Annotated in this window: 26 protein-coding genes, 1 tRNA gene and 1 riboswitch; of the genes, 11 read left to right on the top strand and 16 right to left on the bottom strand. The window is 54.3% G+C overall.

Annotated features, from left to right (window positions below; all coding sequences use genetic code 11):
• Window positions 1-82 precede the first annotated feature (82 nt).
• Complete coding sequence (locus J2X72_RS10285) at window positions 83-700, top strand: FMN-dependent NADH-azoreductase (protein ID WP_310071517.1); 618 nt, start codon at window positions 83-85, stop codon at window positions 698-700.
• Between the two features lie 433 nt (window positions 701-1,133).
• Here J2X72_RS10285 and galE read toward each other — a convergent pair whose 3' ends face one another.
• Window positions 1,134-2,126: a UDP-glucose 4-epimerase GalE gene (galE, locus tag J2X72_RS10280; RefSeq protein WP_209998023.1), complete on the bottom strand. Its 993-nt coding sequence runs from the start codon at window positions 2,124-2,126 to the stop codon at window positions 1,134-1,136.
• 124 nt (window positions 2,127-2,250) lie between these two features.
• Here galE and alc point away from each other — a divergent pair, with 124 nt between their 5' ends.
• Both alc and hemA read left to right on the top strand, forming a co-directional pair.
• Entirely contained in the window at window positions 2,251-3,261 is a 1,011-nt protein-coding gene (gene alc / locus J2X72_RS10275) for an allantoicase (protein WP_310071513.1), read from the top strand.
• Window positions 3,262-3,387: 126 nt separating this feature from the next.
• Window positions 3,388-4,665, top strand: coding sequence for a 5-aminolevulinate synthase (hemA, locus tag J2X72_RS10270; RefSeq protein WP_209998025.1), 1,278 nt, complete (start codon window positions 3,388-3,390; stop codon window positions 4,663-4,665).
• 8 nt (window positions 4,666-4,673) lie between these two features.
• Here the strand turns inward: hemA and J2X72_RS10265 are convergent, their stop codons facing one another.
• Together J2X72_RS10265 and mscL are read right to left on the bottom strand one after the other, a co-directional pair.
• On the bottom strand, window positions 4,674-5,840 hold the full coding sequence (locus J2X72_RS10265) for a pyridoxal phosphate-dependent aminotransferase (RefSeq protein ID WP_310071511.1): 1,167 nt from the start codon (window positions 5,838-5,840) through the stop codon (window positions 4,674-4,676).
• A gap of 117 nt (window positions 5,841-5,957) precedes the next feature.
• On the bottom strand, window positions 5,958-6,371 hold the full coding sequence (gene mscL / locus J2X72_RS10260) for a large conductance mechanosensitive channel protein MscL (RefSeq protein ID WP_209998027.1): 414 nt from the start codon (window positions 6,369-6,371) through the stop codon (window positions 5,958-5,960).
• A 223-nt stretch (window positions 6,372-6,594) separates the two neighbouring features.
• Between mscL and J2X72_RS10255 the strand changes: the two genes are divergently transcribed.
• Window positions 6,595-10,086 carry a PAS domain-containing hybrid sensor histidine kinase/response regulator gene (locus J2X72_RS10255; RefSeq protein ID WP_310071508.1) on the top strand — a complete coding sequence of 1,164 codons (3,492 nt, stop codon included), beginning with the start codon at window positions 6,595-6,597 and terminating at the stop codon, window positions 10,084-10,086.
• 11 nt (window positions 10,087-10,097) lie between these two features.
• On the opposite strand, the gene J2X72_RS10250 is transcribed toward J2X72_RS10255, so the two are convergent.
• Window positions 10,098-10,769: a response regulator transcription factor gene (locus J2X72_RS10250; RefSeq protein ID WP_310071505.1), complete on the bottom strand. Its 672-nt coding sequence runs from the start codon at window positions 10,767-10,769 to the stop codon at window positions 10,098-10,100.
• Window positions 10,770-10,995: 226 nt separating this feature from the next.
• On the opposite strand from J2X72_RS10250, the gene pip reads away from it, so the two are divergent.
• On the top strand, window positions 10,996-11,946 hold the full coding sequence (gene pip / locus J2X72_RS10245) for a prolyl aminopeptidase (protein ID WP_310071503.1): 951 nt from the start codon (window positions 10,996-10,998) through the stop codon (window positions 11,944-11,946).
• A gap of 42 nt (window positions 11,947-11,988) precedes the next feature.
• On the opposite strand, the gene J2X72_RS10240 is transcribed toward pip, so the two are convergent.
• Together J2X72_RS10240 and J2X72_RS10235 are read right to left on the bottom strand one after the other, a co-directional pair.
• On the bottom strand, window positions 11,989-12,432 hold the full coding sequence (locus J2X72_RS10240; RefSeq protein ID WP_209998031.1) for a VOC family protein: 444 nt from the start codon (window positions 12,430-12,432) through the stop codon (window positions 11,989-11,991).
• 115 nt (window positions 12,433-12,547) lie between these two features.
• Window positions 12,548-12,862 (bottom strand): hypothetical protein, encoded by a 315-nt coding sequence (locus tag J2X72_RS10235; protein ID WP_310071499.1) that lies wholly within the window; start codon window positions 12,860-12,862, stop codon window positions 12,548-12,550.
• A gap of 252 nt (window positions 12,863-13,114) precedes the next feature.
• On the opposite strand from J2X72_RS10235, the gene J2X72_RS10230 reads away from it, so the two are divergent.
• Together J2X72_RS10230 and J2X72_RS10225 are read left to right on the top strand one after the other, a co-directional pair.
• The gene (locus tag J2X72_RS10230; protein WP_310071496.1) at window positions 13,115-13,462 is read left to right on the top strand and encodes a DUF952 domain-containing protein; all 348 of its coding nucleotides are present in this window, start codon (window positions 13,115-13,117) and stop codon (window positions 13,460-13,462) included.
• Window positions 13,459-14,547, top strand: coding sequence for a quinone-dependent dihydroorotate dehydrogenase (locus J2X72_RS10225; RefSeq protein ID WP_310071494.1), 1,089 nt, complete (start codon window positions 13,459-13,461; stop codon window positions 14,545-14,547). The genes J2X72_RS10230 and J2X72_RS10225 overlap by 4 nt, the downstream gene beginning before the upstream one ends.
• On the opposite strand, the gene J2X72_RS10220 is transcribed toward J2X72_RS10225, so the two are convergent.
• The 5 genes from J2X72_RS10220 to J2X72_RS10200 all read right to left on the bottom strand — a co-directional run bounded on the left by J2X72_RS10220 (window position 14,544) and on the right by J2X72_RS10200 (window position 18,069).
• Entirely contained in the window at window positions 14,544-15,899 is a 1,356-nt protein-coding gene (locus J2X72_RS10220) for an MATE family efflux transporter (protein ID WP_209998035.1), read from the bottom strand. The two genes, J2X72_RS10225 and J2X72_RS10220, sit on opposite strands and share 4 nt — an antisense overlap.
• Before the next feature lie 87 nt (window positions 15,900-15,986).
• Window positions 15,987-16,481, bottom strand: coding sequence for a CAP domain-containing protein (locus J2X72_RS10215; RefSeq protein WP_310071492.1), 495 nt, complete (start codon window positions 16,479-16,481; stop codon window positions 15,987-15,989).
• Between the two features lie 80 nt (window positions 16,482-16,561).
• On the bottom strand, window positions 16,562-16,828 hold the full coding sequence (locus J2X72_RS10210; RefSeq protein ID WP_209998037.1) for a DUF6460 domain-containing protein: 267 nt from the start codon (window positions 16,826-16,828) through the stop codon (window positions 16,562-16,564).
• A gap of 23 nt (window positions 16,829-16,851) precedes the next feature.
• Window positions 16,852-16,925 (bottom strand) — tRNA-Gly (locus J2X72_RS10205).
• Between the two features lie 52 nt (window positions 16,926-16,977).
• Window positions 16,978-18,069: a 2'-deoxycytidine 5'-triphosphate deaminase gene (locus tag J2X72_RS10200; RefSeq protein ID WP_310071488.1), complete on the bottom strand. Its 1,092-nt coding sequence runs from the start codon at window positions 18,067-18,069 to the stop codon at window positions 16,978-16,980.
• An 83-nt stretch (window positions 18,070-18,152) separates the two neighbouring features.
• Window positions 18,153-18,232, top strand: a riboswitch (SAM riboswitch).
• Between the two features lie 62 nt (window positions 18,233-18,294).
• On the opposite strand from J2X72_RS10200, the gene J2X72_RS10195 reads away from it, so the two are divergent.
• Entirely contained in the window at window positions 18,295-19,488 is a 1,194-nt protein-coding gene (locus J2X72_RS10195) for an O-succinylhomoserine sulfhydrylase (RefSeq protein WP_310071486.1), read from the top strand.
• Between the two features lie 4 nt (window positions 19,489-19,492).
• On the opposite strand, the gene J2X72_RS10190 is transcribed toward J2X72_RS10195, so the two are convergent.
• Window positions 19,493-19,828 carry an MmcQ/YjbR family DNA-binding protein gene (locus J2X72_RS10190; protein WP_310071483.1) on the bottom strand — a complete coding sequence of 112 codons (336 nt, stop codon included), beginning with the start codon at window positions 19,826-19,828 and terminating at the stop codon, window positions 19,493-19,495.
• A 148-nt stretch (window positions 19,829-19,976) separates the two neighbouring features.
• Between J2X72_RS10190 and apaG the strand changes: the two genes are divergently transcribed.
• Together apaG and J2X72_RS10180 are read left to right on the top strand one after the other, a co-directional pair.
• On the top strand, window positions 19,977-20,369 hold the full coding sequence (apaG, locus tag J2X72_RS10185; RefSeq protein ID WP_209998041.1) for a Co2+/Mg2+ efflux protein ApaG: 393 nt from the start codon (window positions 19,977-19,979) through the stop codon (window positions 20,367-20,369).
• On the top strand, window positions 20,369-20,665 hold the full coding sequence (locus tag J2X72_RS10180; RefSeq protein ID WP_310071480.1) for a hypothetical protein: 297 nt from the start codon (window positions 20,369-20,371) through the stop codon (window positions 20,663-20,665). Before apaG ends, J2X72_RS10180 begins: the two co-directional genes overlap by 1 nt.
• A gap of 4 nt (window positions 20,666-20,669) precedes the next feature.
• Here J2X72_RS10180 and J2X72_RS10175 read toward each other — a convergent pair whose 3' ends face one another.
• From J2X72_RS10175 to J2X72_RS10165, 3 genes are read right to left on the bottom strand one after another with little or no spacing between them, the layout of a single operon-like run.
• On the bottom strand, window positions 20,670-21,743 hold the full coding sequence (locus tag J2X72_RS10175) for an Hsp33 family molecular chaperone (RefSeq protein ID WP_405044689.1): 1,074 nt from the start codon (window positions 21,741-21,743) through the stop codon (window positions 20,670-20,672).
• Window positions 21,667-22,605 carry an ornithine carbamoyltransferase gene (gene argF, locus J2X72_RS10170; protein ID WP_209998044.1) on the bottom strand — a complete coding sequence of 313 codons (939 nt, stop codon included), beginning with the start codon at window positions 22,603-22,605 and terminating at the stop codon, window positions 21,667-21,669. The genes J2X72_RS10175 and argF overlap by 77 nt, the downstream gene beginning before the upstream one ends.
• Window positions 22,606-22,616: 11 nt before the next feature.
• Window positions 22,617-23,822, bottom strand: coding sequence for an aspartate aminotransferase family protein (locus tag J2X72_RS10165; protein WP_310071472.1), 1,206 nt, complete (start codon window positions 23,820-23,822; stop codon window positions 22,617-22,619).
• A gap of 493 nt (window positions 23,823-24,315) precedes the next feature.
• Between J2X72_RS10165 and J2X72_RS10160 the strand changes: the two genes are divergently transcribed.
• On the top strand, window positions 24,316-24,840 hold the full coding sequence (locus tag J2X72_RS10160; RefSeq protein ID WP_310071466.1) for a GcrA family cell cycle regulator: 525 nt from the start codon (window positions 24,316-24,318) through the stop codon (window positions 24,838-24,840).
• A 71-nt stretch (window positions 24,841-24,911) separates the two neighbouring features.
• Here J2X72_RS10160 and J2X72_RS10155 read toward each other — a convergent pair whose 3' ends face one another.
• Window positions 24,912-26,165: an ATP-binding protein gene (locus J2X72_RS10155; RefSeq protein ID WP_310071463.1), complete on the bottom strand. Its 1,254-nt coding sequence runs from the start codon at window positions 26,163-26,165 to the stop codon at window positions 24,912-24,914.
• Window positions 26,166-26,171: the final 6 nt, after the last annotated feature.

The raw sequence follows: 26,171 nt of genomic DNA, 5'->3' as shown, positions 1-26,171 counted from the left end.
GTTTTTTAAATGGATGTCGAGGGCCAAATTACAGCAATCGGATTGTTCTCACCGAGACAAATCAACTGAAGGAACTTAGGCTATGTCTTCCATACTTCTCGTTACATCGAGCCCACGTGGCGCCGCCTCCCATTCCACTCGCGTCGCAACGGAACTCGCCAGTAAGCTGCAGGCAAAAACGCCTGGTGCGAAAATCGTTACACGCGACCTTGCGAGTAACCCTCTTCCCCATATTGATGCTGACTACGCTTCGGGCATTTACACACCGGTCGAGTCCCGTTCCGCCGAACAACAAAATGTTGTCGGCGTATCCGACGCGGTAGTCGATGAACTCTTCGCTGCCGACGCCGTTGTCATCTCTACCGGCATGATCAACTTCAACATCTCTTCGACACTCAAGGCCTGGATCGACCACATTGCTCGCGCCGGCAGAACGTTCAGCTATGGCGCCGAGGGCCCGAAAGGTCTTGTAACTGGTAAGAAAGTATATGTCGTGATCGCATCTGGCGGTGTTTATTCGGATGGTCCCGCCGCGGCCTTCGACCATGCGACCCCTTACCTGAAGACAGCACTCGGCTTTCTCGGTATGACTGATGTCGAGGTAATTCGTATTGAAGGCGTTGCCATGGGCCCGGAAGCTGAAGCCAAAGCGATTTCTTCGGCCCTTGATCACACCAATGATCTGGCGCTCGCCGCCTAAGGGTTTGCGCCGGACGTGAAAGAGGCGGGCTTTGGCCCGCCTCTTTTTTCATTTTCTATAGCGGCTGCGATTAACCGCGCCGGTTTCTTTCGGCTTCATCAAGGCGTCTGAGCTGATCCAGAAGGCTTTCAGGGACTGTCTCTTCGACTTTGTATATCCCCGCAGCACGAATTGCCGATCTGTAGGACGACTGGGAGATTTGTCGCCGCAAGATCCTTGAAAGTTCTCTTTCGTTGGGCCGGTTAATGCCGTCCATCGTTGCTTAAACTCCAACTTTCTTTCGTAGACTAAACCCATTAACTACGAACAAGTTCCCCTTTTCCTGCCTTGAGGGGCCTAAAGCAATGTGTCGCTGCGACGCAGTCTTTAGTCTTATACAGTTTTCCAATCTGCAAAGCCGCTAGAAGAGGAAACCGAAGGAAAAGCAGCGTTTTCAGCGACTGGTATTGCGATGCTGAAGCGACTTTTCCCACCGAAGGGCAGATTCAACGATTTTGTCGAGATCATCGAGCTTGGGTTTCCAACCAAGATTAGCCCGAGCCTTGCCGCTATCGGCGACGATGGAAGCCGCGTCGCCGGGCCGCCGACCGGTCAGACGTGCGTCGATGGGCGAACCATGCACGCGCTCCACGCTTTCGATCACTTCCTTCACCGAGTATCCACGGCCGTATCCGCAATTGGCGACCATACTGCTGCCACCTTCCCGCAGCCGCTCAAGAGCCAGTCGATGCGCCGCAACAAGGTCGCTGACGTGGATGTAATCGCGGACGCATGTGCCGTCTGGCGTTGGAAAATCATGACCGAAGATTTCCATGTAGCGTCTCTTTCCAAGGGCAGTCTCGCACGCAACCTTGATCAGGTGCGTTGCGCCTTTGGTCGATTGGCCTGTCCGACCCTTTGGATCGGCGCCAGCAACGTTAAAATAACGTAGCGCGGTATAATGAAAATCGTGCGCGGCCGCGGTGTCGCGGAGCATCCATTCGGACATTAGCTTCGACACACCATAAGGGGATTGCGGCTGAGTCGGCACATCCTCGGTGACCGGAGTCATCCCACCGTCGCCATAGACCGCTGCAGTCGATGAAAAGATGAAATTCTTCACGTCGGATTTTACGACTGATTCGATCAGTGACCGGGTTTTTGATGTATTGTTCTCGTAGTAGGTAAGCGGATCGCGAACCGAATCCGGGACAACGACGGAACCCGCAAAATGAATGACCGCATCGACATAGTTGCGTTCGATCGTCTCACGCACCAGGCTTTGGTCGCCGATATCGCCGACAACGAGCTTTGCCTCGCTGGGTATCGCCCATTCGAATCCTGTGGAGAGCCGATCAAGAACGACCACAGATTCACCAGCATCCAGCAACTCCCAGACCATATGGCTGCCGATATATCCGGCGCCTCCGGTCACCAACACTGTCATAGCCAAAGCCCCTTAATCTCCATTTATGCCGTCTTGCGCTCATCTTGCCGCATTTAAACAGGTGTGCAAAGCTCGTTACCAACGTAAATCGAGATACGGTCGCTTTTTAGGACGAATTGCAACAATGGTTTCTTCACACGAAATAGTGCCCGAGTTTGCAAGGAACCATATAAATCTTGCCTCTGCCGGGCTAGGTGCCCAAGCTATTTTTGCCACAGACGATTTTTTCGCTCCAGTAGAACGGATGCTTTTCGATGCGCCGGCTGTGTTCATTCCAGACAAATACGACGATCACGGCAAATGGATGGATGGTTGGGAGTCCCGCCGCAAGCGGGGGCCCGGCCATGATTTTGCTGTCGTCAAGCTGGCGACTCCCGGGATCATCTATGGTTTCGACGTCGATACCAGTCACTTTACCGGGAATTATCCGCCTGCATGTTCAATCGAAGCCTGCATATCCGAGACCGAGCCGACCGACACTACCGCATGGTTTGAACTCTTGCCGCAAAGCGCGCTCGGGCCCTCGAGCAACCATTTTTTTGCATGCGGCGACAAGGGCGTCTGGACACATCTTCGTCTGCTTATCTACCCTGATGGCGGCATTGCGCGCCTGCGGGTTTATGGCGAGCCATGGCGCGACTGGTCGCAAATTCCCGTCAATGAGGAAATAGACCTTGCCTCCGCTTTAAATGGCGCTCGTGTCGTTGCGTATTCCGATGCCCATTACGGCGCATTACACCGGCTTTTGTCTCCGGGCCGAGGCATCAACATGGGCGACGGATGGGAAACTCGCCGGCGCCGCGAGCCTGGCAATGATTGGATCATCGTTCAACTCGGTCATCCCGGTCAGATAAGCCGCGTTGTTGTCGACACAGCACATTATAAGGGGAATTATCCAGATCGCTGCTCTATCCATGGAGCCGATCTCGGACCGGTGTCGGGCGGACTTTCCCAGTCGATCGTCACATCCTCCATGTTCTGGCAGGAAATCTTGCCTGAGAAGAAACTTTCCATGGATGCCGTTCATGACTTCAGCTCAACCGATCTTGTCTCAGCAAACCGGGTAAGCCACGTGCGTCTCAATATATTTCCAGATGGCGGCGTCAGCCGTTTACGCGTTTTCGGCACTATTTGACGGTTTGCCCGCGCCTTAAACATTTAGTGAAGAGAGTTTCACTTGAACCGTGGCAAATTGCCCATAATCTCGTCATGGATTTTGGCTGGCAAAAACGCTAGTAAGTTCATGATACAGGAGCAATTCATGGACTATCGTCGGTTTTTCGAAGACGCGATTGACCAGTTGCACGCTGAAAAGCGCTACCGGGTCTTTGCTAATCTGGAACGGATCGTTGGGAAATTTCCGCGTGCGCTTTGGCGCGACGCCGGCAATGTCCGGGAAATTACGGTCTGGTGCTCCAACGATTATCTCGGCATGGGGCAGCATCCCGACGTCATCAAGGCCATGCACGACGCATCGAGCCGTATGGGCTCCGGTGCAGGCGGCACGCGCAACATCTCCGGCAATAACCACCCGCTGGTGGAACTCGAAATAGAGCTGGCTGATCTCCACCAGAAGGAAGCGGGTCTGGTTTTCACCTCCGGTTTCGTCTCCAATGAAGCCTCGATTTCGACCATTGCGCGGCTTTTGCCAAATTGCCTCATTTTTTCCGACGAGCTGAACCACGCCTCGATGATCGAGGGTGTGCGCCGCTCCGGTGCGGAAAAAAAGATTTTTCGCCACAACGATCTCGCACACCTCGAAGAGCTCTTGAAGGCCGCGGGCAAGGAACGCGCGAAGCTGATTGTGTTCGAATCCGTCTATTCGATGGATGGGGATATTGCTCCTATCGCTGCCATTGCCGACCTGGCAGACGAATATAACGCCATGACCTACATCGACGAGGTCCACGCGGTCGGCATGTATGGCAATCGTGGCGGAGGCATCACCGATCGCGAAGGTTTGTCACACCGTATCGATATTATCGAAGGTACGCTGGCCAAGGCTTTCGGCACGTTGGGCGGTTATATCGCCGGTCCCAAAAGCGTGATCGACGCCGTCCGCTCCTATGCGCCTGGTTTCATCTTCACAACAGCACTCCCCCCGGTTATTGCAGCCGCAGCGACACAATCTATCCGGCACCTCAAAGTATCGCAGGAGGAGCGGCGCAGACATCAATGTCAGGCACAACTTACCAAAGATGTGCTGGCGCAGGCCAATCTTCCGGTTATGAAATCTGAAACCCACATCATCCCAATCCATGTCGGCGATCCCGAACTGTGCAAGAAGGCCAGCGATCGGTTACTCGACCTGCATGGCATTTACATCCAGCCGATCAACTATCCGACTGTACCACGCGGTACCGAGCGCTTGCGTATCACGCCGACACCGTTCCACTCGAATGAACTCGTCGTTGAATTGAAGGATGCACTGGTTGAAGTCTGGACGGCGCTAGGCATTCCTTTTTCAAAGGAAAGCGCGCCTTCTATAGAGAACAGTGACCGGGTCGTAACACTCGCTATTTCCAAGGCCGGCGGTTAACGCCCGCTTCAGCGTGTGGATATCCATTCCGCAAGACGGGCGGCAGCTTCTTCGACCTGATCAATCCGTCTGGCAAAGCAGAGGCGAAGATAGGCTGACCCTCCGTCGCCGAATGCGGTCCCCGGAGCCAGCCCAACTTTTGCCTGGTCGACGATGTCGAAGGCCGCACGGTAGGAATCGGTGATTCCGTCAATCCCGAACAGCAGATAGAACGCCCCGGCCGGGGGCGCCAAGCGCACCCTGCCCGTTGCCGCAAGCTTCGCACAAAGAATGTCCCGCGCCTGATGTGCACGCTCCACCTGCATGCGGATAAAATCATCGCCCTGTTCAAGCGCCACAACACCGCCACGCTGCATGAATTGGGCAACGCCGGAGGTCGAATATTGAATGAGGTTTTCCATCGTTTTGCCGAGCGAGGGATGTATCGTCAGCCAACCTATGCGCCAGCCGGTCATCGCCCAGTTCTTCGAAAAACTATTGACGAAAATGATGCGTTCCTCCGGGTCCATCACATCCAGGAAGGACGGGGCACGACGGGCGCCATAGTAGAAATGTGCGTAGATTTCGTCTGCAACGATCCACAAGCCATGATGACGTGCGATAGCCAGGATTTCCTTTAGCGTTTCGATGTCCGCCGTCCAGCCTGTAGGATTGGATGGCGTGTTTATGAACAGCGCCTTGGTCCGTGGAGTGATCGCATCGCGGACCTTCTGGGTATCGAGCGACCAGCCATTGCCGGCAAAATCCATTGTGACGGGGACCGGAGTAGCACCGCCAACACCTGCGGCCGCGGCGAAATTCGGCCAGGCGGGCGAAAGATAGACAACTTCGTCTCCCGCACCCGCCGTCGCCTGAATGGCAAGCTGAATCGAATGCATGCCGGATCCGGTGACATAAAAATGCTCCGCAGGAAGCTCCGCATTGAAATGCCGCTTGTAATAGTCGGAAAGGGCCAGGCGCAGTTCGGGAATACCGGCCTGCCACGTATAGAACGTTTCACCATTGGCCAAGCCAGCGCTGGCCGCGTCCCGGATAAAATCGGGTGTCGGCAAATCACCTTCGCCAGCCCAAAGTGGAATGACCCCTTCTTGACGCCGGCCATGATTCATTACGGCAACGATGCCGCTCTCGGGCGCCACCGCTGCCTCATGACGCAAATGCTCGAAAAGACCCATCCCGGTACTCCGCTTAGTATCGTGAAAGGCGTAGCGCAATGGCGTGCTGTTGGCACGCATATATTTGTGATGTTTCCATCAGTTCGAATGATGGGCCGGCTGGGTGTTCCGGTGTTACTACTTCGATTTGTCTTTGGCGAGGAGATCGCGGATCTCGGTAAGAATGAGGATTTCTTTCGCAGGCGCAGGATCGGCCGCCGCTTCCTTCTTTTTGAAGCGGTTCATGGCCTTGACTACCATGAACAAAACCCAGGCTACGATCAGGAAGTTGATAAGAAGCGTGATGAAATTGCCATAAGCGATCGTAGCACCGGCTTCTCGGGCGGCCGCCAATGTTGGGGCGGGTGCGCCTGAAAGCTGGAGGTAGAGGTTGGAAAAATCAATACCACCGGTCAACAGGCCAATGATTGGCATCATCAGATCAGCGACGATCGACTCGACCAGCCTGCCGAAAGCGCCACCGATGATCACGCCGATGGCGAGATCGACCATGTTTCCCTTCAAGGCAAATTCTTTGAATTCCTTCAACATGATATACCACTCTCCAGTATTGTGTGTTATTGCAGGCGAAACTGTCCCTAGCGATGCTGTGGTGCACCAAGAGACAGTAACAGAAGTTTCTAGAATATTAAGAGAGTGTTTGCTCTTTCTAACAGTATTAGGGGTCGCCTCAGCACATTATGCTAGTTCCGGCTGACCCAAAATTTATTTGGATGGGAAGCGGCTAACGGAAGATGACGGAAGGTTTTGGCCCATGATGGCCTTGGCTGCATCACTGGTCGTAATAGTTTACTTTTCAATACAGTATTGGGTGATCAAGTCGGCTGATCAACAGACTGAAGCGAAGAGCAACACTTCGCGCCCACTCCTTTATTCCTTGAGTCTGGCTGCGAGCGGCAGCTCCTGGATGTACTACGGATCCACCAGTTATGCCGCAGAGCACGGCATTGAGTTTGCAGGTCTTTATGTTGGCATCGTTCTTGTTTTCACTCTGGGCTTTCCGCTCTTACGCAAAATCGTCCAGTTAGCGAAATCAGAAGGTATCAAATCGATATCGGACTTTATCGGCGCGCGATACGGCAAAAGTTTTACCGTCGCCGCACTGGTGACTGTCATTACCACCATCGGCCTCATTCCCTATATTTCGCTGCAGATGACGGCGATTCATTATTTGATCGATGTTTTGAGCGGGGTTTTTGATCCCAACGAAACTCTCGATGAGCACAGGCTGCATCTATTCGCAGGCGCAGTAGAGATCGGCATAGGTCTATTCACAGTCTTCTGCTGCGCCCGTCCGCCGCATTTCAAGGAGAGATATGAGGGGTTCATCCACGCTTTGGCTGTCGGCACCGTCATCAAATTTACCGGCTTTGTCTTAGTTGGAATCGCGACAGTCACATTTTTATTTGGTTCACCGAGTGAAATTTTTACTAGGCTCATAACGAATCAACCCGACATACCTGCGCTTCAGAGAGGTATGTCAGCCGGCAATTTCATCGGCCTGGTATTGATCGGCGCGTCGTCGGTCTTGTTGATGCCCAACCAATTCTATCTAACGATCGTCCAGAACAGGGGCGCTTCCGAACTCAGGATCGCTCGATGGTTTGTTCCATTGTTCCTGCTGAGTATCGGTATATTCGTATTACCTATCTCTGCAATTGGATCGATCATGCTATCCGCACAAGCATCGGCAGATTTTTACTTTCTTTCATTGCCCTTAGCCGCGGAACGGCACTGGCTTGCCATTGTAGCTTTTGCCGGGGGGATATCCGCCGCAACCACGATGATAATCGCCCCATCGATTTTACTTTCGGTGATGATTTCCAATGATCTCATCCTGCCGATACTACTTAGGCGGGCAAATATCACCTCGCCGGAGATTGCAAAGGATTTCACCAGGATTATCCCCAATTTGCGACGAGCAGCTCTGATAGGAATTCTCGTGGCAGCATTTGCCTATCAGTTTGTTGTCTCTATTCGTGTCGACTTCGCTGTTATGGCACTGATCTCAGCCATTGCCATGATGCAGCTCCTGCCACCACTGCTTGGCGGGCTGTTCTGGCGTCGAGGCACGGCAAGAGGCGCGACTTGGGGTATGCTCGCAGGCTTTTGCGTCTGGGCCTACACAATGGTGCTGCCAACCATGCTCGACAGCGGATCATCAATTTCCGTAGACGGTCCGTTCGGCCTAGCCGCCCTGCGACCCCACGCCCTGTTCGGATTGGAAGCCAGCAACTATATAAACTCGCTCTTTTGGAGCTTATTGGTCAACATCACGCTCTTTATCACCGGCTCGCTTGCCAGAAGCGCCACTCCGCTTGAACGCATCCAGGCTTCGATATTTATTGCGGATGCCGCCTTGTCGATGAATGCTGTCGGAAGTCTCCAGCCGAGTGTGACCGTTGACCAGCTAAAAATGACAATATCGAAATATATTGGCAGCGAACAAACAGACCTCGCTTTCAAATCCTTTCATAAGCGGGAAATTATCGCACTCGAAGGTAGTGACGCAGCAGATTTCAAGACTGTGCTCTTCGCTGAGCAGTTGCTATCGGGTATTGTCGGCTCACCTTCGGCGCGTATGATCCTTTCCTTGGCTATGGGCCCCACCGGCCCAGCCCAGCGTCGTGCTCAGATCTTGCTCGATCATGCGACCGACGCGCTGGCACAGAATCGCCACCTTTTGCAGACGGCTCTAGACCAGATGGATCAGGGCATTAGCGTCTTTGACCGACAGTATCGGCTTAGCTGCTGGAATACGCAGTTCCGCCTGATCCTCGATCTTCCCAAAGAGTTGCAACGGATGGGCACTCCCCTTAACCGTATCCTCTCGTATCTATCCGAGCGTGATGATCTCGCGGACTTTACGAATAAGGCCTTCACTGAACAGTTTACCGACATTTCAGCCCCTTGGCGCATCAAGCTTAGAGGAACCGGCCAGACGATCGAGATCCGCTCCAACTCGATACCCGATGGCGGCCTGGTGACAACGTTCACCGATGTGACAAATGCAGTTAACGCCGATAATCTGTTGCGCCAGACCAACGAGTCTCTTGAGTTGCGTGTGCGCGATCGTACCGCGGAGCTTACGCTGGCAAATCAACAATTGGGAAAGGCTCAGCGACGAGCCGAAGAAGCCAATCTCGGTAAAACGCGGTTCCTTGCCGATGCTGGACATGACATTCTCCAACCATTGAATGCTGCCCGCCTCTACTCCTCTTCCTTGATGGAGCAGCTTGGAAATTCGCGCGAAAAGGAGCTGGCCAGCAACGTTGATTCGTCGCTTGAAGCGGTTGAGTCGATCATCAACGCACTCCTCGACATTTCAAGATTGGATACGGGTGCGTTGAAGCCCGTCATTTCTGTCTTTCGTCTCGACCACTTATTGCAACAAATAGCGCGGGATTTTGCACCCACGGCGCGAGAAAAAGGCCTGGATCTGCGGGTAGTTGCCAGTTCGGCAGTCATTGCTACGGACCGCAATCTTTTCAGGAGGCTCATTCAAAACCTGGTGTCGAACGCCATAAAATACTGCCGGTCAGGAAGGATTTTGGTTGGAGTGCGGCGGCGTGGCAAATCCATAGAATTGCAAATTCTCGACACTGGTATCGGTATTCCTCCGGGAAAACTTGACCATATATTCCACGAGTTTTCGAGGTTGCCGGAAGGGATGAAAGAATCCGATGGCCTCGGCCTTGGACTTTCCATTGTGGAGCGCATCGCGAAGATCCTTGACCTGTCGATCATCGTCGCATCGCGAGTCGGCAAAGGATCGGTTTTTTCGGTTACTATGGTACCGTCAAACGTCCCGGTTCTACCCGCGATCGAAGCAACGCAGACGGTAAAGTCCTTTAACGTCTTGACCGGGCTTACTGTTCTGTGCGTCGACGACAATGAGCGATCGCTTGCCGGCATGCAGGAGCTCCTGACGACTTGGGGCTGCCAGGTCTTGCCCTTCAAAAGCGGAAAGGCTTTGCTGGCCTATTGCGTTGAAAACCCTCTAGCAATCCCAGCCGTTATTCTGGCGGATTATAATCTGGACGAAGAAAATGGACTCGACGTCATTCAAAATACCCGCGAGCATCTGCAGCGACATCTCAAAGCAGCATTGATCACTGCTGACCGCTCGAATCACGTGCGGGAACGCGCGTTGCTAGAGGATATTTCGGTTATTAATAAACCCGTGCGCCCTGCTATTTTGCGCGCACTGCTATCGCATTTCAGTCAGGCAATTGCAGCGGAATAATCCACGGAAAATTAGTGAAGTCCGGTCGCCGGCACTTCAACTGGAAGCACCTCCTCTTTGAAGCGCGCCAACCGGATAACGGCCTGAGTCCGACTTTCGACGCCGAGTTTATAAAGCACGGCCGACACATGGGCCTTGATAGTCGCCTCGGAGACGTTAAGTTCATGCGCAATTTGCTTGTTCAACATACCATCGGCCATCATCGCGAGCACCCGACCTTGCTGCGGCGTCAGCTTTCGCATGCACAATATAAGTTCAACGATTTCCGGGTCGAGTTCCCCGACTTCGTCGCCAACCAACGGCGACCAGATTTCTCCCTCAAGTATAGTTTTTACAGCTTCGTTGATGGTTTCGGGGCTGGACGATTTGGAAATGAAGCCCGCAGCGCCGAGCGCCAGAGCAGCACGAATTGTGACCGCGTCGTCGGTAGCAGAAACAATTGCCACAGGAACCATTGGTTGCAGCGCGCGCAAGCTGATAAGGCCAGTTAGCCCACCAATGCCGTTCAACGAGAGATCCAGAAGCACGAGATCGATGTCTGGAGTTCGTTGAATGTATGCTTTCGCAGTTTCCAAATCGCCTATTTCGACGATGTCGACATCACTGGTTTTAGATGTCAGCGCGAGCTTTAGGGCGCCACGGAATAAAGGATGATCGTCGACGATGACAAATGTATATTTCATATTCAAAAGTCCTTAACGTTAAAAAATTTAAAGGTCTAATCCAAAAGCCGTAATGCTAACGACTAAAGCCAAATCGACTGATATATCAAGAGCATTTTAACACGTGTCAAAGTTTTGAATGGAGAAAGCTTGCATGGCAATTAAGCTAGTCTATTCAAATGCCTTGGCAAAACCTTATTCACGAGCGATTATTCGTTGTGGGGATTATTTCTTGAAGGCGGGATGAATGATTACAAATACTCTTTACCCTGAAAACCAACCATATCTGGAACAGATGCTTCAAGTATCTGAATTGCATACCATTCACGTTGAAGAATGCGGCAATCCTGATGGAAAACCGGTGATTATGGTTCACGGTGGGCCCGGGGGTGGGATCAATCCGACGATGCGACGCCTGCATGATCCTGAACGCTATCGGATCATACTTTTCGACCAACGCGGCTGCGGGAAATCGACGCCGCATGCAGAACTGGAGGAGAACACGACTTGGGATCTGGTCGCCGATATGGAGCGCATTCGCGAACATCTCGGCGTTGACAAGTGGCAGGTTTTTGGCGGTTCTTGGGGTTCTACTCTTGGACTCGCTTATGCGCAAACTCATCCTGATCGCGTCAACGCACTAATTCTGCGTGGCATTTTCATGATCCGGCGTTTCGAGATTGAGTGGTTCTATTCGAACGGTGCAAGCATCATTTATCCAGATCGTTTTGAGGCATATCAAGAGCATATTCCTGAAGACGAGCGCGGCGATATGATAGCCGCCTACTACAAGCGTTTGACTGACCCGGACCCTGCAATCCAACTGGCTGCTGCAAAATTGTGGGCACGCTGGGAAGGCTCGGCCTTGTCATTGTTGCCAGACCCGGCTCGCGAAGAAGCGTTTGGAAACGACCATTTCGCCATCGCCTTCGCACGCATCGAGTGCCACTACTTCCAAAACAAGGGCTTCTTCGACACGGATGACCATATCCTACGCAATGCCCATTTAATCCGCGACATCCCCGGTGTGATAGTGCACGGCCGCTACGACATGTGCACGCCGCTCCTCAATGCATGGCATTTGAAGAAGGTCTGGCCGGAAGCTGATTTGCGCATTGTCGAAGATGCCGGCCACGCGGTCAGCGAGCCCGGCATCGTGCATGAATTAATCGCCGCGACCAAACGTTTTGCTACGTAACCGTGCTCTCCGCAATCGGCTCGTGTGGTGGCCCGGTTCCCTTCATGCAGCGATGTGCTTACGCCGTGATTTGACAACCCAGAGATGCCCGAACGGATCGGTAAGCACTCCGGCGCGATCCCCGCTATCCAGCGTTTCGATTTCATTGCGTAAATTGCCGCCCTCTTCGATCGCGTGGTGCATCACACGGTCGACATCATCCACATGAATGTCCAGCATGACCGGTGTTGCTCCAATGGCGTGAACAGATCTTGGACCCCCAAGCGAAGCATCCGCATCACGTTTGGGATTGGCTCCGACAATCATTAACACCGATGCACCCATCCGCATTTCAGCAGCGATCAGTTCGCCATTGTGCAGATAGGGTCGACCGACTACTTGAGCTCCGAAAACACTTTCGTAGAAATCCAGAGCCTTTTGCTGATCGCCATGGCGCACAAAAAGCCGTATCGATACCTCTCCAATCAGTCTTGGCACTGCAATCATCTCACCGCTCCCAGAGAAGAATTCAAGCGGTTAAAATCTATCAAATTATCGAACAAATCAAGAACAAACACCTCTGTGAAGCTTTGCCTCCTGCCGATCTCCTGTCACCCCGACGTCAGGTTTTTTGCGGTGACTCCGGATTTGCTGGCTTGCTCTTGTCCTCGAACTCTTTTGCAATCCCCATGAAGCGACGCATGAACCGCTCCATGTAGCTCAGTCCTTTTTCAAAATCTTCATCGGATGGAAGGGCATCTCGAACAATGGGCGGCAGCTTGCCCATGCCTGCGACAGTGTCCTCGAGTTTGGCGACTCTCGTCTTAAGATCGGCAATATCATCTTCATACGCCGCCCGTTCTTCAGCCGCCAGCTTGCAGATGAGCTGATCCGACTTCTCCTGACAGATCGACATTTCGCCAGTCTTGTTGTTCATGCGGACATAGCCGTCATCGGTTCTCTGAAGCGTATAAGTCGACGCTTCCTGAGGGGTGGCAGAGAACGACCATAGGGAACCGGCCAGCGCGATTAGTAAAGTTCGTGTTCCTGACATGGATGAACCTCCAACATTTACGTCTCAACAACCTGACCAAATAATACGCCGAAAATCTGAAGTAAGGCGATATTTCTGTTCGGGCATTCAGTCTGCCCTTTGCGCATCCGCGTTTTATGTCTAGTAAAGGCGCTTATGACTCAACTGATCTACAAGATTGCTCCGCGTGCCCTTTGGCAAGCTGCAGAAGCGAGAGGCATATTCGATGGCGCGCCGGTCGACCACGCGGATGGCTATATCCATTTTTCCACTGCGGCCCAGGCAGTCGAGACAGCCGGCAAGCATTTCGCCGGCCAGAATGACCTTGTGTTGATTGCAGTCGAGGCGGAGAGGCTCGGCGCAGCTCTTCGATACGAGCTCTCGCGGGGAGGCGATTTCTTCCCGCACCTCTATGCGTCATTGCCTCTCGACGCTGTCTTATGGATCAAGCCACTGCCCTTGGGTAGCGACGGCAAGCACAAATTTCCGGAGTTGAGTGCATGAGTAGGTTGTTCGGGTCAATTGGCCGCAAAATGCTGTTTAGACTCGACCCGGAAGATGCGCACGGTCTCTCGATCAAGGCATTGAAGACCGGCCTTGTGCCAGCATGTTTACCCAACAACGATCCGGCTCTGCGCGTCGCCGTCGCTGGCCTCAGTTTTCCTAATCCGCTCGGTATGGCCGCTGGCTATGACAAAAATGCCGAGATACCCGACGCATTGCTGCGGCTCGGCTTCGGCTTTGCCGAAGTCGGAACGCTCACACCGCGGGCGCAATCTGGCAATCCGAAGCCACGCATCTTTCGCCTCTTGGAAGACAATGCGGTAATCAACCGGCTTGGCTTCAACAACGAAGGTCACGATCCAGCATTTCGACGCCTGAACGAGCGACGTTCGCATGCAGGCATCGTCGGGATAAACATCGGCTCAAACAAGGACTCAACTGACCGCGTCGCGGACTATGTGGCGGGTATAAGGAAATTCCATGCTCTAGCGAGTTATTTCACGGTCAATATTTCCTCTCCAAACACGCCAGGCTTGCGCGACTTACAGGCGCGAGAGAGCGTCAGAGAATTACTCGAAAAGGTACTCGACACACGCGACGCGCAACCGGGCGTCAGGCGCCCAGTTTTTCTCAAGATCGCACCTGATCTGACCGAAGCCAGTCTCGACGATATTGCCGCCGAGATCGGTTCGCATTCGCTGGACGGGCTCATAATTTCCAACACCACGGTATCTCGCGCGGGTCTAAAAAGCGGCAAGAGCACTGGCGAGGCAGGCGGCCTCTCCGGAGCGCCACTCTTCGAACGGTCGACGATTGTACTCGCTAAGATGCGCCAACGCGTAGGTACCGATCTGGCGATAATCGGCGTTGGTGGCATTGACAGCGCGGCGACAGCCATTGCTAAAATTCGGGCCGGCGCTGATCTCGTCCAGCTCTACACAGGCATGATCTTCAGTGGTCCCGGCCTGGCAAGCGAGATCGTCAAGGGTATGTCGGCAACCTTGAAGCGGGACAGCGTTAGTACTATCGCCGCGCTGCGCGATTGCGACGTTGACGATTGGGCCGCAAAAGCAATCCCGGTCTAGTTGGCAAACTGCATTCGTGCCCGGCTCGGAAGAATCGATAACAGGGAAATACCGCGCAAACCAAGAAAAAGGTGCAGCGCCAGCCATAGACCATGGTTGCCAAAGAACTTCGGCAGGATGAAATAGGCCGCGAAATAGCCGATGAGCGACAGGACCATCATATTGCGCATGTCGCGCGACCATGTCGCGCCAATAAAGACCCCGTCCATATGGAAAGCCAGCAGACCCACAACCGGCGCCAACGCGGCCCACGGCAAGTACACTGACGCCATTTCCTGCACGTCGTCCGATTTGATCAGGAATCCAACAATTGCATCACCAAAGATGAGAAAGAATACGGCCATCGCTGTCGCCAACAACAAGCCCCACAGAAAGGACAACTTTATACCGCGGTCGAATGCCGGGCGGTAATGTGCGCCGACTGCGCGCCCGGAAATCTGTTCTGCGGCGGTAGTCACTCCGTCAATCAAATAGCCGGAAATCAGCAGGAAATTCATTAACACCGCATTCGTTGCCAACGTTACCGCGCCCGCTTCCGTTCCAGCGCGGGTGAAATAGGCATAGGCGATCAACAGAAAGAACGATCTCAGCATGATATCGCGGTTGACAGTAAACATGCGGCGAATCTCATGCGGATCCAGCACCCGCGCCCGGGAGGGATTCGGTATCGCACGGAATTGCCGGTAGATTATGAGCAGGCCAACCACGAGCGCAACTGTTTCACCGAGCAAGGTCCCCCACGCAATACCGGCAACGCCCCAGCCCATGACAAGGCCGAACCAGATTGTCATCAGAACGTTGACACCATTGAGGAGGAACTGAAGATACAGCCCTTGCATGGCCTTCCCTTGGCCGAGCAACAGGCCCAGAACCACGAAATTGCCCAGCGCCATGGGCGATGACAGCAGGCGGATCGAGACATAGGTCGACATGGCGTCCGAGACTGCCTTATCCGGGTTCATGAAACTGATGGTCGCTTGCAGGATTAGGGGTGTCGCCGCAATGAAGAGTACACCCGCTACGGCGGCGATACCGATGGCGCGCCAAAAAACCGCTTGCTGTTCCACATTGTCGTGCCGTCCCAGTGCCTGCGCTACGAGCCCGGTCGTGCCCGCACGCAAGAAATTCATTGTCGAAAACAAAAAATCAAAAACGAGTGCACCAATTGCAAGGCCGCCCAGCAGATGCGGGTCGCCGAGCTGGCCAATCACTGCAGTGTCGACCAGTCCGAGCAATGGCGTCGTCAGCGATGCCAGCATTACGGGAATCGTAATCGCCAACATCAACTTGTTGGTCACCTCGAACGGTCGAACAATTTTTGATCCTGGCTGAGGGGAAGTCTCGATTGTCATGAAGCACCGGAGATTGCAACCACACGGTTTCTATTGCTCTATGCCACCTACGCGGCGCGGTTTCCAGTGCAATCGCGGCAATCAACGCTAACTTGCCAGAACCAGCGCCCAATAGCGCTCGGCACTGCCATTTGTGGACTCTGCATAGGCCAAACCGAAACGGGTAAAGTGCGGATCCAGCATGTTGCGCCGATGTGGCGGTGATGCCATCCACCTGGCAAAAAGCTGGTCTATGTTCATGCGCCCCACGGCGATATTCTCGGCAGCAAGACCATGGATTTCGTTATCCCTCACACGGGAAGCAAAGCTGCGACCCCAGCCCGTCGTGTGAGCCATTTGGCCCGCACTTGCCATGTAGGCCGCCTGTTGCGAGGCGGCACGTTCCAGCGTGGGGTCGGCGTTCAGCCCGCTGAGGCCATTTGTAGAGCGGATCGCTTGCACATTTGAGGCAGCCGCAGCCGAAGCTCCCGCAACTTTTCCTGGCGTTTGTATGGTGGTCTGGCAGGCAGATAGCGGTAGAACCGCAACCGCCGTGAGGCCTAGGAAGTGGCGACGCGACAGGTGGAAATTCTTTTCGGGCATGAATGATTCCTGCGGGAGACTTCCCGCCGGTATCCGGCAATTGTGGCTCCTTCAAGCCGAAATGGGCTGTGGCGGAATTTTTAGCGCCGGTAACTCAGCAAGCGCAAAATGATGAAGCAGGGAATGACAACTACCGCGCCGAGCAGGAAATAAGCGGCAAAACGCTCGATAGCACCAAAACCGAGATTCCAAATGCGGCGAATAAAGTTCTCGAAGCCATAAAGAATGTCGATAGGAGACCAGTCGAAAGCATTCATGACGACGCCGACCACCAACGAGACCACAATCAGTTTCACAAGGACTCGACCGGGCGAATCTCCCAGGAAGCGGTTCATTCTTTCCGACATTTGTTCTCCGGTGTTGGAAAAGATGGAGCGGGTGAAGGGAATCGAACCCTCGTATGCAGCTTGGGAAGCTGCCGTTCTACCATTGAACTACACCCGCATCTGCTTATCAATGTTCGTTGAAGCCCATCCTTGTCAAGCGTTCCCCGCTATCATCTGAAGTGCTTTGACAATTTCAGGCCCTGCGCCTGGTAGTTGGAACCGAGGTCGGTTCCGTAGAGCGCGCGCGGGCGCTCCAGCATATGCTCATAGATCAGGCGTCCGACGATCTGACCATGTTCGAGAATGAACGGTACTTCATGGCTGCGCACCTCAAGTACCGCGCGGCTGCCGGTTCCACCCGCAGCAGTATGGCCGAAACCAGGGTCGAAGAAACCGGCATAGTGGACGCGGAACTCTCCAACCAGCGGATCGAAAGGCGTCATTTCTGCGGCATAAAGCGGTGGCACATGCACAGCCTCGCGCGAAACCAGAATATAGAACTCGTCAGGATCAAGCACCAGTTCGCGTGCACCACGGTCATGGATAGGTTCCCAGAAATCGAAAAGGTCATGCACACCGCGTTTATCCACATCGACGACACCGGTATGATGTTTGCCGCGATAGCCGACGAGACCGTTTGCGTCGCCGGTCAGATCGATGGATAGCGCGATGCCGCCGCCGGAAATGTTCGGCGTTTTAGAAGCGACCAAGGTTTCTGCCTTGTGCAAAGCCGTGAGTTCTACCTCTTCCAATTGCGCGCGCCCCGTCCGGAAGCGGATTTGCGACAGACGCGAACCGGTACGTGCCACGATTGGAAAGGTGCGCGGGCTGACCTCAAGATAGAGTGGCCCGTGATAGCCTGCTGGCACTTTGTCAAATTCCTGCGCACCGTCGACGATGACGCGCGTAAAAATGTCGAGTCGCCCGGTGGAGCTTTTCGGGTTGGCCGAAGCAGAAACCTCAGGCGGCAGGCTCAGGCTTTCCAATAAGGGAACGATATAGACACAGCCGGTTTCAAGCACCGCCCCTTCGGTCAGATCGATTTCATGCAGCTTGAGCCGCTCCAGCTTGTCGATAACCGCGGTTCCGGGCCCCGGCATGAAACTGGCGCGGACGCGATAAGCTTTCGTACCAAGCCGCAGGTCAAGACTTGCTGGCTGGATCTGATCGGTATCGAAATCCCGCTCTGTCCTCAGTGCACCGGCCTGATATAACGCCCTGATGCCGCTGTCCGCCAGAATACCTGCCTGATGTCTACTCATGTCAATCGCCAAAACCTCGCAGAAACATACAAAAGCTTTAGCGTCTCGCCCGGTTGACGCAAGCGCTTGAGAGGATTAAAGCAGTTTTATCCCGTGGTGATTTGGCCGGCCGGCTTGCAGCCACGTTAAATAATTTGCTAAAAGAGGCCCGGTTTCGTCCGGCCTTTTTGCGATTCACGCAAGGCCGGTTTTTTATTGGCCAGATTCTGGCAGATTGAGAAGACGATGACCGCGAACATCACCCGCAAGCTGCGCCCCGCAACCCAACTCGTGCATGCCGGAACGCTGCGTTCAGGCTTCGGTGAAACGTCCGAAGCCTTGTTCCTGACGCAAGGCTTTGTCTACCCCAGCGCCGAAGCCGCCGAGGCCCGTTTCAAGGGTGAGGAGCCGGGCTTCATCTATTCCCGCTACGCTAATCCGACAACGGACATGTTCGAAAAGCGCATGTGTGCATTGGAAGGCGCTGAAGATGCGCGGGCTACGGCGTCAGGCATGGCTGCTGTGGCAGCAGCCATCATCTGCCAGGTCAAGGCCGGCGACCACGTTCTGGCAGCAAGAGCGATGTTCGGCTCATGTCGCTACATCATCGAAACGCTTTTACCGCGCTATGGTGTTGATTTTACACTGATAGATGGCTCGAAGATCGAGAACTGGCAAAACGCCGTCCGCCCGAACACCAAGGTGCTGTTCCTCGAAAGCCCGACTAACCCGACGCTCGAAATCATCGATATTGCGGCTGTGGCGCGGGTGGCCAATTCGGTCGGCGCCAAGCTCATCGTCGATAACGTCTTCGCGACGCCGCTCTTCCAGAAGCCTCTGGAACTGGGTGCACACATCGTCGTCTATTCCACGACCAAACATATCGACGGACAAGGTCGTTGTCTCGGCGGCGTGATCCTTTCCGACAAGCAGTGGGTAGACGAAAATCTGCACGAATATTTCCGCCATACCGGCCCTGGGCTCAGCCCGTTCAACTCATGGGTCATGCTGAAGGGTCTCGAAACTTTGGCTGTACGCGTGCGCCAACAGACGGAAAGCGCAGCAAAAATCGCCGATTTCCTTGCCGATCATCCGGCGATCTCCAGGGTAATCTACCCGGGACGTGCCGATCACCCGCAGGCTGATATTATCGCCAAGCAAATGTCGGGCGGTTCCACACTGATCGCCTTCGAAGTCAAGGGCGCCAAGAAGGCGGCATTCAATGTCGAGAACACCCTGGAAGTCATCCAGATTTCCAACAATCTGGGTGATTCAAAGAGCCTGATCACCCATCCGACCACAACCACCCACAAGAATCTCACCGAAGAAGCCCGCGCCGAACTCGGTATTTCCGATGGTTTGCTACGGCTGTCGGTCGGGCTTGAAGATGCGGACGATCTGACCGAAGATCTCGATATCGCTTTGAAAGCGGCACTGTAGACGATTAGAGGATATGCCGCGCGGAGACTGATTTTGGCGCCGCCCTCTTCCAGGCGATCGCCATGGCATTGCGCACCGCGTCCGGATCGGCGCTGTCCAGAACAACATAGGTTGAACCTTTTTCGCCCCAGCGTCCCGGCACGGGCTCGAACATATCTCTCGACGTCTCACACAAGAGGGATTGATCTTCCCGAGTGAGCAACAATACACCGCGCAGCTTCTCGGGGCGCAGCGTTGCGAATATTTTTCCATTCACCCTAAAATCGATCGTGTTGAAATGACTTGCCTGAATAGTTTCAGGAAATGAAAGCGCCATTTCTGCAAATTCTTCGAGGCTCATCAATAGAATTGCTTAGCTCCACCGAACGGCTTCACCCATATATTAGCGATAAGTGCGCCGATCACGAAGGATTTAAACCAGGCGTTCTCTGGATGGTTGACGCGATGGCGCCGACCCGCGATATGAGGGACATAAAACGAGAGAAGGTATGTATAAAGCCATTACCCGCGATATCGAGGTAACCGTCGAACCGTTCTATCTGGAGGAGCAATCCAATCCGGAAGAGAACCGCTACGTTTGGGGATACCGCATTACCATCGCCAACGAGTCGGAGATAACAGTGCAACTGCGTGCGCGCTACTGGAAAATCACTGACGGTAATGGCCACACGGAGGAAGTACGCGGTCCGGGCGTCATCGGTGAACAGCCCATTCTCAATCCCGGAGATTCGTTCCAATACTCTTCCGGTTGTCCCCTGACGACAACATCTGGCGTCATGGTGGGTCGCTATACAATGCAGACCGACAACGGAGTACGGTTTGATATCGAGATTCCGGCATTCTCACTTGACCTGCCCGATCAGTTGCGCACATTGAACTGATGCAAGAGACAAATCGCACTCAATCGCCTTACATCAAGGCTTTGGCCTGCTCTGCCGTCGCCTTTGCGTTGGCCGTAGGCGGACAGTTTCTCGGCTATAGTCTGCCAAGCCTCACAACAAGAACGGAAGCTGTCAGTCAGTTGATCGCGCTGGTGATGGTACCCGGTCTCATCGTCGGCCTTCTTGCGAAGAAATCAACGAGAGTATGGCCGCTTTGGCTGATTATCTGCGCATACATCGCGCTATTAATAGTTGTAACGATCGTTCACGAACTAACGGCGCCAATGCGTGCCTGATCGCTCAGTTCTTTGGTAAAAACTCTGCCGGGTCGAATTCATATTCTGTCGAGCAAAATTCGCAGGTGACGCTAATCTTGCCATCCTCGATGCTGTCGGTAATCTCTTCAGCAGTGAAGCCAGACAATACGCCGGCGATTTTTTCCCGTGAGCAGGAGCAATCATCGTTCACGGGCACAGCGTCGAAAACACGGACGCCACGCTCATGGAACAAGCGGTATAGCAGGCGTTCGGCTCCAACTTGAGGATCCGTCAATTCCGAGCTTTCGATCGTCGCAACGAGTGCCTTGATTTCAGCCCAGTCATCGTCTTCGACGAGGTCGACGTCATCGTAGTCGTCAGAGTCCGGCGCATCACCCGCCGGTAGATCGCGCTGACGCATGCGCAGGTCCGATTCAGGCAAAAACTGCACGATAAGCCCACCGGCGCGCCATTGCTCGACCGGCTTGCCGTCTTCTCCACGTTCGATCAGCTTTGCAACCGAAAGCCGAAGGTCGGTGGGAATCTGCTCCGACTGGCGGAAATAGGTCTTTGCGATCTCTTCGAGGTTGGAGCCATCGAGCGCAACGATGCCCTGATACCGCTGGGTGTATTCGCCCTGATCGACGGTGAGCGCGAGCGTACCGCCACCCATCAGCTGTACCGGGGAAAGTCTGTTATCAGCGATTGCTTCGGCCAAGCGCTCCTCGTCATAGCGCGCGTAGGCACGAACGGAATTCGGCGTGCGAAAGTCGACGACCAGCATGTCGACTGGTCCGTCCGACTGGGACTGGAAGATGAACTTCCCATCGAATTTCAGCGATGTGCCGAGTAGTACCGTAAGGACGATCGCCTCCGCCAGAAGCTTCGCTACTGGCTCCGGATAGTCGTGACGGCTCAAAATGTCGTCTAGTGTAGGCCCGAGCTGAACGGCACGCCCGCGTGCGTCCAGTTCCTCGACCTGGAACGGAACCACGGCATCATCGCCCGCGAATATATACTCGTCAGTACGGATGGAAGAATCAGGCATCCGGGCGACCTCCTTCGAGGCACCAGGCAAGAATTGCCTTTTGTGCATGTAGACGGTTTTCCGCTTCATCGAAAACGACGGAGTGCGGTCCATCAATGACGGAGTCAGTCACCTCCTCGCCGCGGTGTGCGGGAAGACAATGCATGAACAGCGCATCAGGGTCGGCATGTTTTAGCAATGCGTCGTTGACCTGGTACGGCATGAATACGTTGTGGCCGCGGGCGCGACCCTCCTGTCCCATCGATACCCAAGTATCGGTAACGATACAGTCGACACCCTCGACGGCCGAAATTGGATCCGTCGTCAGTCTGATCTTGGCGCCAGCGCGCTTTGCCCAATCAAGATACTTGCTGTCTGGTTCGCTGCCTTCCGGCGTCGCGATGTTGAGATTGAAATCAAATCGCGCGGCGGCCTCGACGAGCGAGTGCAGCACATTGTTGCCGTCACCCGTCCAGGCGAAAGTCCTGCCTTTCACTGCACCCCGATGTTCTTCGAATGTCATGATATCTGCCATTATCTGGCATGGATGGGTGTCATCCGTCAGCGCATTGATCACTGGTACCGTGGCGTTTTCGGCCATCTCGGTCAGGCGTTCATGCGTGGTTGTTCGCATCATGATGATATCGACATAGCGCGACAACACCTTCGCAGTGTCGGCAATAGTCTCGCTGCGGCCAAGCTGCATTTCCGATCCCGTTAGCATGATCGTCTCGCCACCAAGCTGACGCATGCCCACATCGAAGGACACGCGTGTGCGCGTTGAAGGCTTGTCGAATATCATTGCCAGCACCTTGCCGGCAAAGGGTTTTTCGACATTGCCGGCTTTGAGACGCGTTTTGCGGTCGCGCGCATCATTGAGAATGTGCCGCAGATCACTAGGCGAAAGCGCCGAGATATCCGTAAAATGACGGAGGTCCTGTTTGATCATCATAAGACTTGTCTCTACGCGCTTTTCAGTCTGGCTGTGCCTGACAGACGCTCGGCTGCAGCTTCGATCCGTGTGAGGGCCTCACGGGCATCCGCTTCGGTTGCAACCAGTGGTGGCAATAGGCGGATAACGTTGTCGCCCGCGCCGACGGTAAGCAGATGTTCATCGCGCAATGCTTGAACCATCGCTGTATTTGGTACAGCGCACTTCAGACCGATCAGTAAGCCGCGGCCACGCACCTCGGAAATCGCTTCCGGATAACGATCGGAGATTGAAGCCAGCCCCTGTTTCATAAACAGCGCAATATGCCGAACATTATCAAGGAAACCTTCCTCCAGAATGACGTCAAGGACTGCATTGCCTACAGCCATGGCTAATGGATTGCCTCCGTAGGTCGTGCCATGCACGCCGGCAGTCATGCCCTTGGCGGCTTCGGCGGTCGCAAGACATACACCGAGGGGAAAGCCGCCACCAATGCCTTTGGCGACGGCCATGATGTCCGGCTTGATGCCGGACCATTCGTGCGCGAAGAGCTTGCCTGTGCGGCCCATACCTGTCTGAACCTCGTCAAGGATCAAGAGCAAACCGTGTTCGTCGCAGAGCTTGCGCAGCGCGCGCAGTTCCTCGTCGGGCACCGGACGCACACCGCCCTCGCCTTGGATGGGTTCGATCAATATAGCGCCGGTTTCGGGTCCAATCGCTGACTTCAATGCCTCTTCATCACCGAAAGCCACCTGATCAAAGCCTTCGACTTTTGGTCCAAAACCCTCAAGATATTTCAGCTGACCACCAGCAGCAATCGTCGCCAGCGTGCGGCCATGGAAGGCGCCTTCAAACGTGATGATGCGGAAACGCTGGGGATTACCATTGACGTAGTGATAGCGCCGCGCTGTCTTGATCGCGCATTCGAGCGCCTCTGCACCGGAATTGGTGAAGAAGGCCTTGTCGGCGAAGGTACTATCGACGAGCCGTTGGCCCAAGCGCTTTTGGCCTGGAATTTCATAGATGTTGGAGACATGCCAAAGCTTCTCGGCCTGACTTTTCAAGGTCTCGACGAGGTGTGGGTGCGCATGGCCAAGCGAATTGACCGCGATACCGGCAGCGAAGTCGAGATAGCGATCACCGGATTCGGTAATCAGCCACATGCCCTCACCTCGCTCAAAGCGCAGATCCGCACGAGCATAAGTGTCGTAAAGCGGTTGCGCGTTTGCGTCCGTCATATCGTCAAGGGCCTCCAAAACCCGATTTGCCAAACCTGCTGATTACAAAGAAAAACCGGCAGCGATGAAATCAAAAAGCCGCCCCACAATGCCATTTTTGGGGGCGGCCATACAATGGTAATATCGTCATTCGAACCCCAGTTGTCAAATGAACACTTTACAAGTTTTCACTGCGACCTGAGCTCTCGATGCAATCCAGATTTCGTTCCTGCAACTCTAACGAGCAAGCCCAAGCCATTTAGCGAGTGTTTTTTGCAACAGTTAACCGCGCAAGTTGGGGAAAACCCCAAAAACCCATACCGTGACACTCGCCCGACTCTTGTCACAGAGTCATCCCATATTGTACGTTGGGAAACGAAATAGCTAGATTTCGTGCGGCGTCCTCGTCATCTGAATAGATATAGTATCAGGCCAATCTGGAGCAATCCAGGTACGAGGAAGGATTCAGTCTAACGTCCGCACAAAACTGAGCCCCATATGGAGCTAGGAAACGATGAACTGGACAGATGAGCGCGTAGAGCAGCTAAAGAAACTTTGGGCCGAAGGTCTAAGTGCAAGCCAGATCGCGGCACAACTGGGTGGTGTCAGCCGCAATGCTGTCATTGGCAAAGTCCATCGGTTGAAGCTGTCGGGGCGTGGCAAGACCACCTCGACCCAGACACGTAGCAAGAAGGTCAACACCGGTGCGCCAAGCGGCCATCGAAGCGCCGGCTCCCTCGGACATATGTCGAGCAGGGTTGTAAACCGCAGTGTCGGCGCAACCGCATTGCAGACGGAATACAGCACAGATCTCGTAACGCACACTGTTACGAAAACGGTGACCGATGTCGTCGTGCCAATTTCTCGGCGACTTGAACTGGTGCAGTTGAGCGAGCGGACCTGCAAATGGCCGGTCGGGGATCCTCTGCAGCCGGATTTCAATTTCTGCGGTAATGATGTCGGCGAATCCGGCCCTTACTGCACTTATCATGCCCGTTTGGCGTATCAGCCGGCTTCGGATCGCCGCCGCATCCGTTAATTTCGAGTATAGATAACCCATCAAGGCGCCGAGTGGCGCCTTTTTTGTCAGGAGATATAGCATTTCAGAGGTCAAAACGCGACGGTGAATGACGAGCCTTCACCGACTTTTGACCGGACGATCAGCCGTGCGCGATGTCGTGTAAGGATGTGTTTGACGATAGCAAGCCCAAGGCCAGTTCCCTTTTGAGCTCGGCTCGTCTCCAGGCTGACACGGTAGAACCGCTCAGTAAGCCGCGGAATATGCTCGTCCGGAATGCCTGGGCCGAAATCCTGTATCGTGGCCCTGATAGACCCACCATCCCGTCTTAGTTCAATGATAATCTTTTTGCCGGATTGGCCATATTTGCAGGCATTTTCCAGGAGGTTCTGGAAAACCTGCGTCAGTTCATCACGATCGCCGAGAACATTGATGGGACCGGGATCAATATTGCGCTCAAACTCGATGCCAAGTTCGGCAGCAAGCGGACTAAGTGAATCTGCCACATGGTTGAGCACCACCGCCAGATCTACCTGATCTTTCACGGCAATATGCGCCTTCATCTCGATGCGGGACAGCGACAGCAGATCATCGATCAGCCGCGCCATGCGTTCGGCCTGTTTCTGCATGATCTGAAGGAAATTGTCGCGAGCCGCCTCATCATTTCGGGCGGGCCCCCGCAAAGTCTCAATAAAACCGCTGAGCGAGGCGAGCGGGGTGCGCAACTCATGACTGGCATTGGCGATGAAGTCGGACCGCATGCGTTCCAGACGATGCGCCTCGGTTTGGTCGCGGAATGACAACAGATATTGTCGATCTGCTCCACCCGCCTGGTCGAGCAGAAGAACGGTGGCGCGGTACCAGCGCTCTACCGGAACACGCTCAAAATAATCGACAGATCGTGCCATCGCATCGGCGACGACCGATTGGACCAGCGTCTGCATTTCAGGCGCACGAAAATGCATCAATAGCGCGCCGCCCCGCGCCAACGACGGAAAAGCGCCGTTGGCAGCAGGATTGACGTAAAGTATCGTCCCCTCATGATCAAAAATAATCAGTGGATCCGGCAATTGCGCTGCAAGTTGCTGACCTGACAGGCTGAAGATTGCAGGGTCATTAATATTCGTATCGGTATGCCGGGCTGAGTTGCGAGGCAGAGCTGCGGAAAGCATGACGACCGCAAGGAAAACCAGCATCAGAATGCCAAAACTCAACCACCAGGAGGCGCCAGAACTTAGAACCAGGGCCGTTATGAATGCAGCAACTCCCAGCACAAACCGCGCCTGGATCAACCTTTCTACAGCTCTTCGCCACAAGGTCCGGCTTTTCAGCCTCCATATGCGCATGCGTTA

The organism is Phyllobacterium sp. 1468 (genome assembly GCF_031455525.1).
GTDB lineage: Bacteria > Pseudomonadota > Alphaproteobacteria > Rhizobiales > Rhizobiaceae > Phyllobacterium.
This window is presented reverse-complemented; position numbering and strand designations above follow the sequence as displayed.

What these genes read in the sequence shown, in the direction of transcription:
- J2X72_RS10285 (WP_310071517.1), top strand. Translation starts at nt 83, where the DNA reads ATGTCTTCCATACTTCTCGTTACATCGAGCCCACGTGGCGCCGCCTCC.
- galE (WP_209998023.1), bottom strand. Translation starts at nt 2,126, where the DNA reads ATGACAGTGTTGGTGACCGGAGGCGCCGGATATATCGGCAGCCATATG.
- alc (WP_310071513.1), top strand. Translation starts at nt 2,251, where the DNA reads ATGGTTTCTTCACACGAAATAGTGCCCGAGTTTGCAAGGAACCATATA.
- hemA (WP_209998025.1), top strand. Translation starts at nt 3,388, where the DNA reads ATGGACTATCGTCGGTTTTTCGAAGACGCGATTGACCAGTTGCACGCT.
- J2X72_RS10265 (WP_310071511.1), bottom strand. Translation starts at nt 5,840, where the DNA reads ATGGGTCTTTTCGAGCATTTGCGTCATGAGGCAGCGGTGGCGCCCGAG.
- mscL (WP_209998027.1), bottom strand. Translation starts at nt 6,371, where the DNA reads ATGTTGAAGGAATTCAAAGAATTTGCCTTGAAGGGAAACATGGTCGAT.
- J2X72_RS10255 (WP_310071508.1), top strand. Translation starts at nt 6,595, where the DNA reads ATGATGGCCTTGGCTGCATCACTGGTCGTAATAGTTTACTTTTCAATA.
- J2X72_RS10250 (WP_310071505.1), bottom strand. Translation starts at nt 10,769, where the DNA reads ATGAAATATACATTTGTCATCGTCGACGATCATCCTTTATTCCGTGGC.
- pip (WP_310071503.1), top strand. Translation starts at nt 10,996, where the DNA reads ATGATTACAAATACTCTTTACCCTGAAAACCAACCATATCTGGAACAG.
- J2X72_RS10240 (WP_209998031.1), bottom strand. Translation starts at nt 12,432, where the DNA reads ATGATTGCAGTGCCAAGACTGATTGGAGAGGTATCGATACGGCTTTTT.
- J2X72_RS10235 (WP_310071499.1), bottom strand. Translation starts at nt 12,862, where the DNA reads ATGAACAACAAGACTGGCGAAATGTCGATCTGTCAGGAGAAGTCGGAT.
- J2X72_RS10230 (WP_310071496.1), top strand. Translation starts at nt 13,115, where the DNA reads ATGACTCAACTGATCTACAAGATTGCTCCGCGTGCCCTTTGGCAAGCT.
- J2X72_RS10225 (WP_310071494.1), top strand. Translation starts at nt 13,459, where the DNA reads ATGAGTAGGTTGTTCGGGTCAATTGGCCGCAAAATGCTGTTTAGACTC.
- J2X72_RS10220 (WP_209998035.1), bottom strand. Translation starts at nt 15,899, where the DNA reads ATGACAATCGAGACTTCCCCTCAGCCAGGATCAAAAATTGTTCGACCG.
- J2X72_RS10215 (WP_310071492.1), bottom strand. Translation starts at nt 16,481, where the DNA reads ATGCCCGAAAAGAATTTCCACCTGTCGCGTCGCCACTTCCTAGGCCTC.
- J2X72_RS10210 (WP_209998037.1), bottom strand. Translation starts at nt 16,828, where the DNA reads ATGTCGGAAAGAATGAACCGCTTCCTGGGAGATTCGCCCGGTCGAGTC.
- J2X72_RS10200 (WP_310071488.1), bottom strand. Translation starts at nt 18,069, where the DNA reads ATGAGTAGACATCAGGCAGGTATTCTGGCGGACAGCGGCATCAGGGCG.
- J2X72_RS10195 (WP_310071486.1), top strand. Translation starts at nt 18,295, where the DNA reads ATGACCGCGAACATCACCCGCAAGCTGCGCCCCGCAACCCAACTCGTG.
- J2X72_RS10190 (WP_310071483.1), bottom strand. Translation starts at nt 19,828, where the DNA reads ATGAGCCTCGAAGAATTTGCAGAAATGGCGCTTTCATTTCCTGAAACT.
- apaG (WP_209998041.1), top strand. Translation starts at nt 19,977, where the DNA reads ATGTATAAAGCCATTACCCGCGATATCGAGGTAACCGTCGAACCGTTC.
- J2X72_RS10180 (WP_310071480.1), top strand. Translation starts at nt 20,369, where the DNA reads ATGCAAGAGACAAATCGCACTCAATCGCCTTACATCAAGGCTTTGGCC.
- J2X72_RS10175 (WP_405044689.1), bottom strand. Translation starts at nt 21,743, where the DNA reads ATGAAGCGGAAAACCGTCTACATGCACAAAAGGCAATTCTTGCCTGGT.
- argF (WP_209998044.1), bottom strand. Translation starts at nt 22,605, where the DNA reads ATGATGATCAAACAGGACCTCCGTCATTTTACGGATATCTCGGCGCTT.
- J2X72_RS10165 (WP_310071472.1), bottom strand. Translation starts at nt 23,822, where the DNA reads ATGACGGACGCAAACGCGCAACCGCTTTACGACACTTATGCTCGTGCG.
- J2X72_RS10160 (WP_310071466.1), top strand. Translation starts at nt 24,316, where the DNA reads ATGAACTGGACAGATGAGCGCGTAGAGCAGCTAAAGAAACTTTGGGCC.
- J2X72_RS10155 (WP_310071463.1), bottom strand. Translation starts at nt 26,165, where the DNA reads ATGCGCATATGGAGGCTGAAAAGCCGGACCTTGTGGCGAAGAGCTGTA.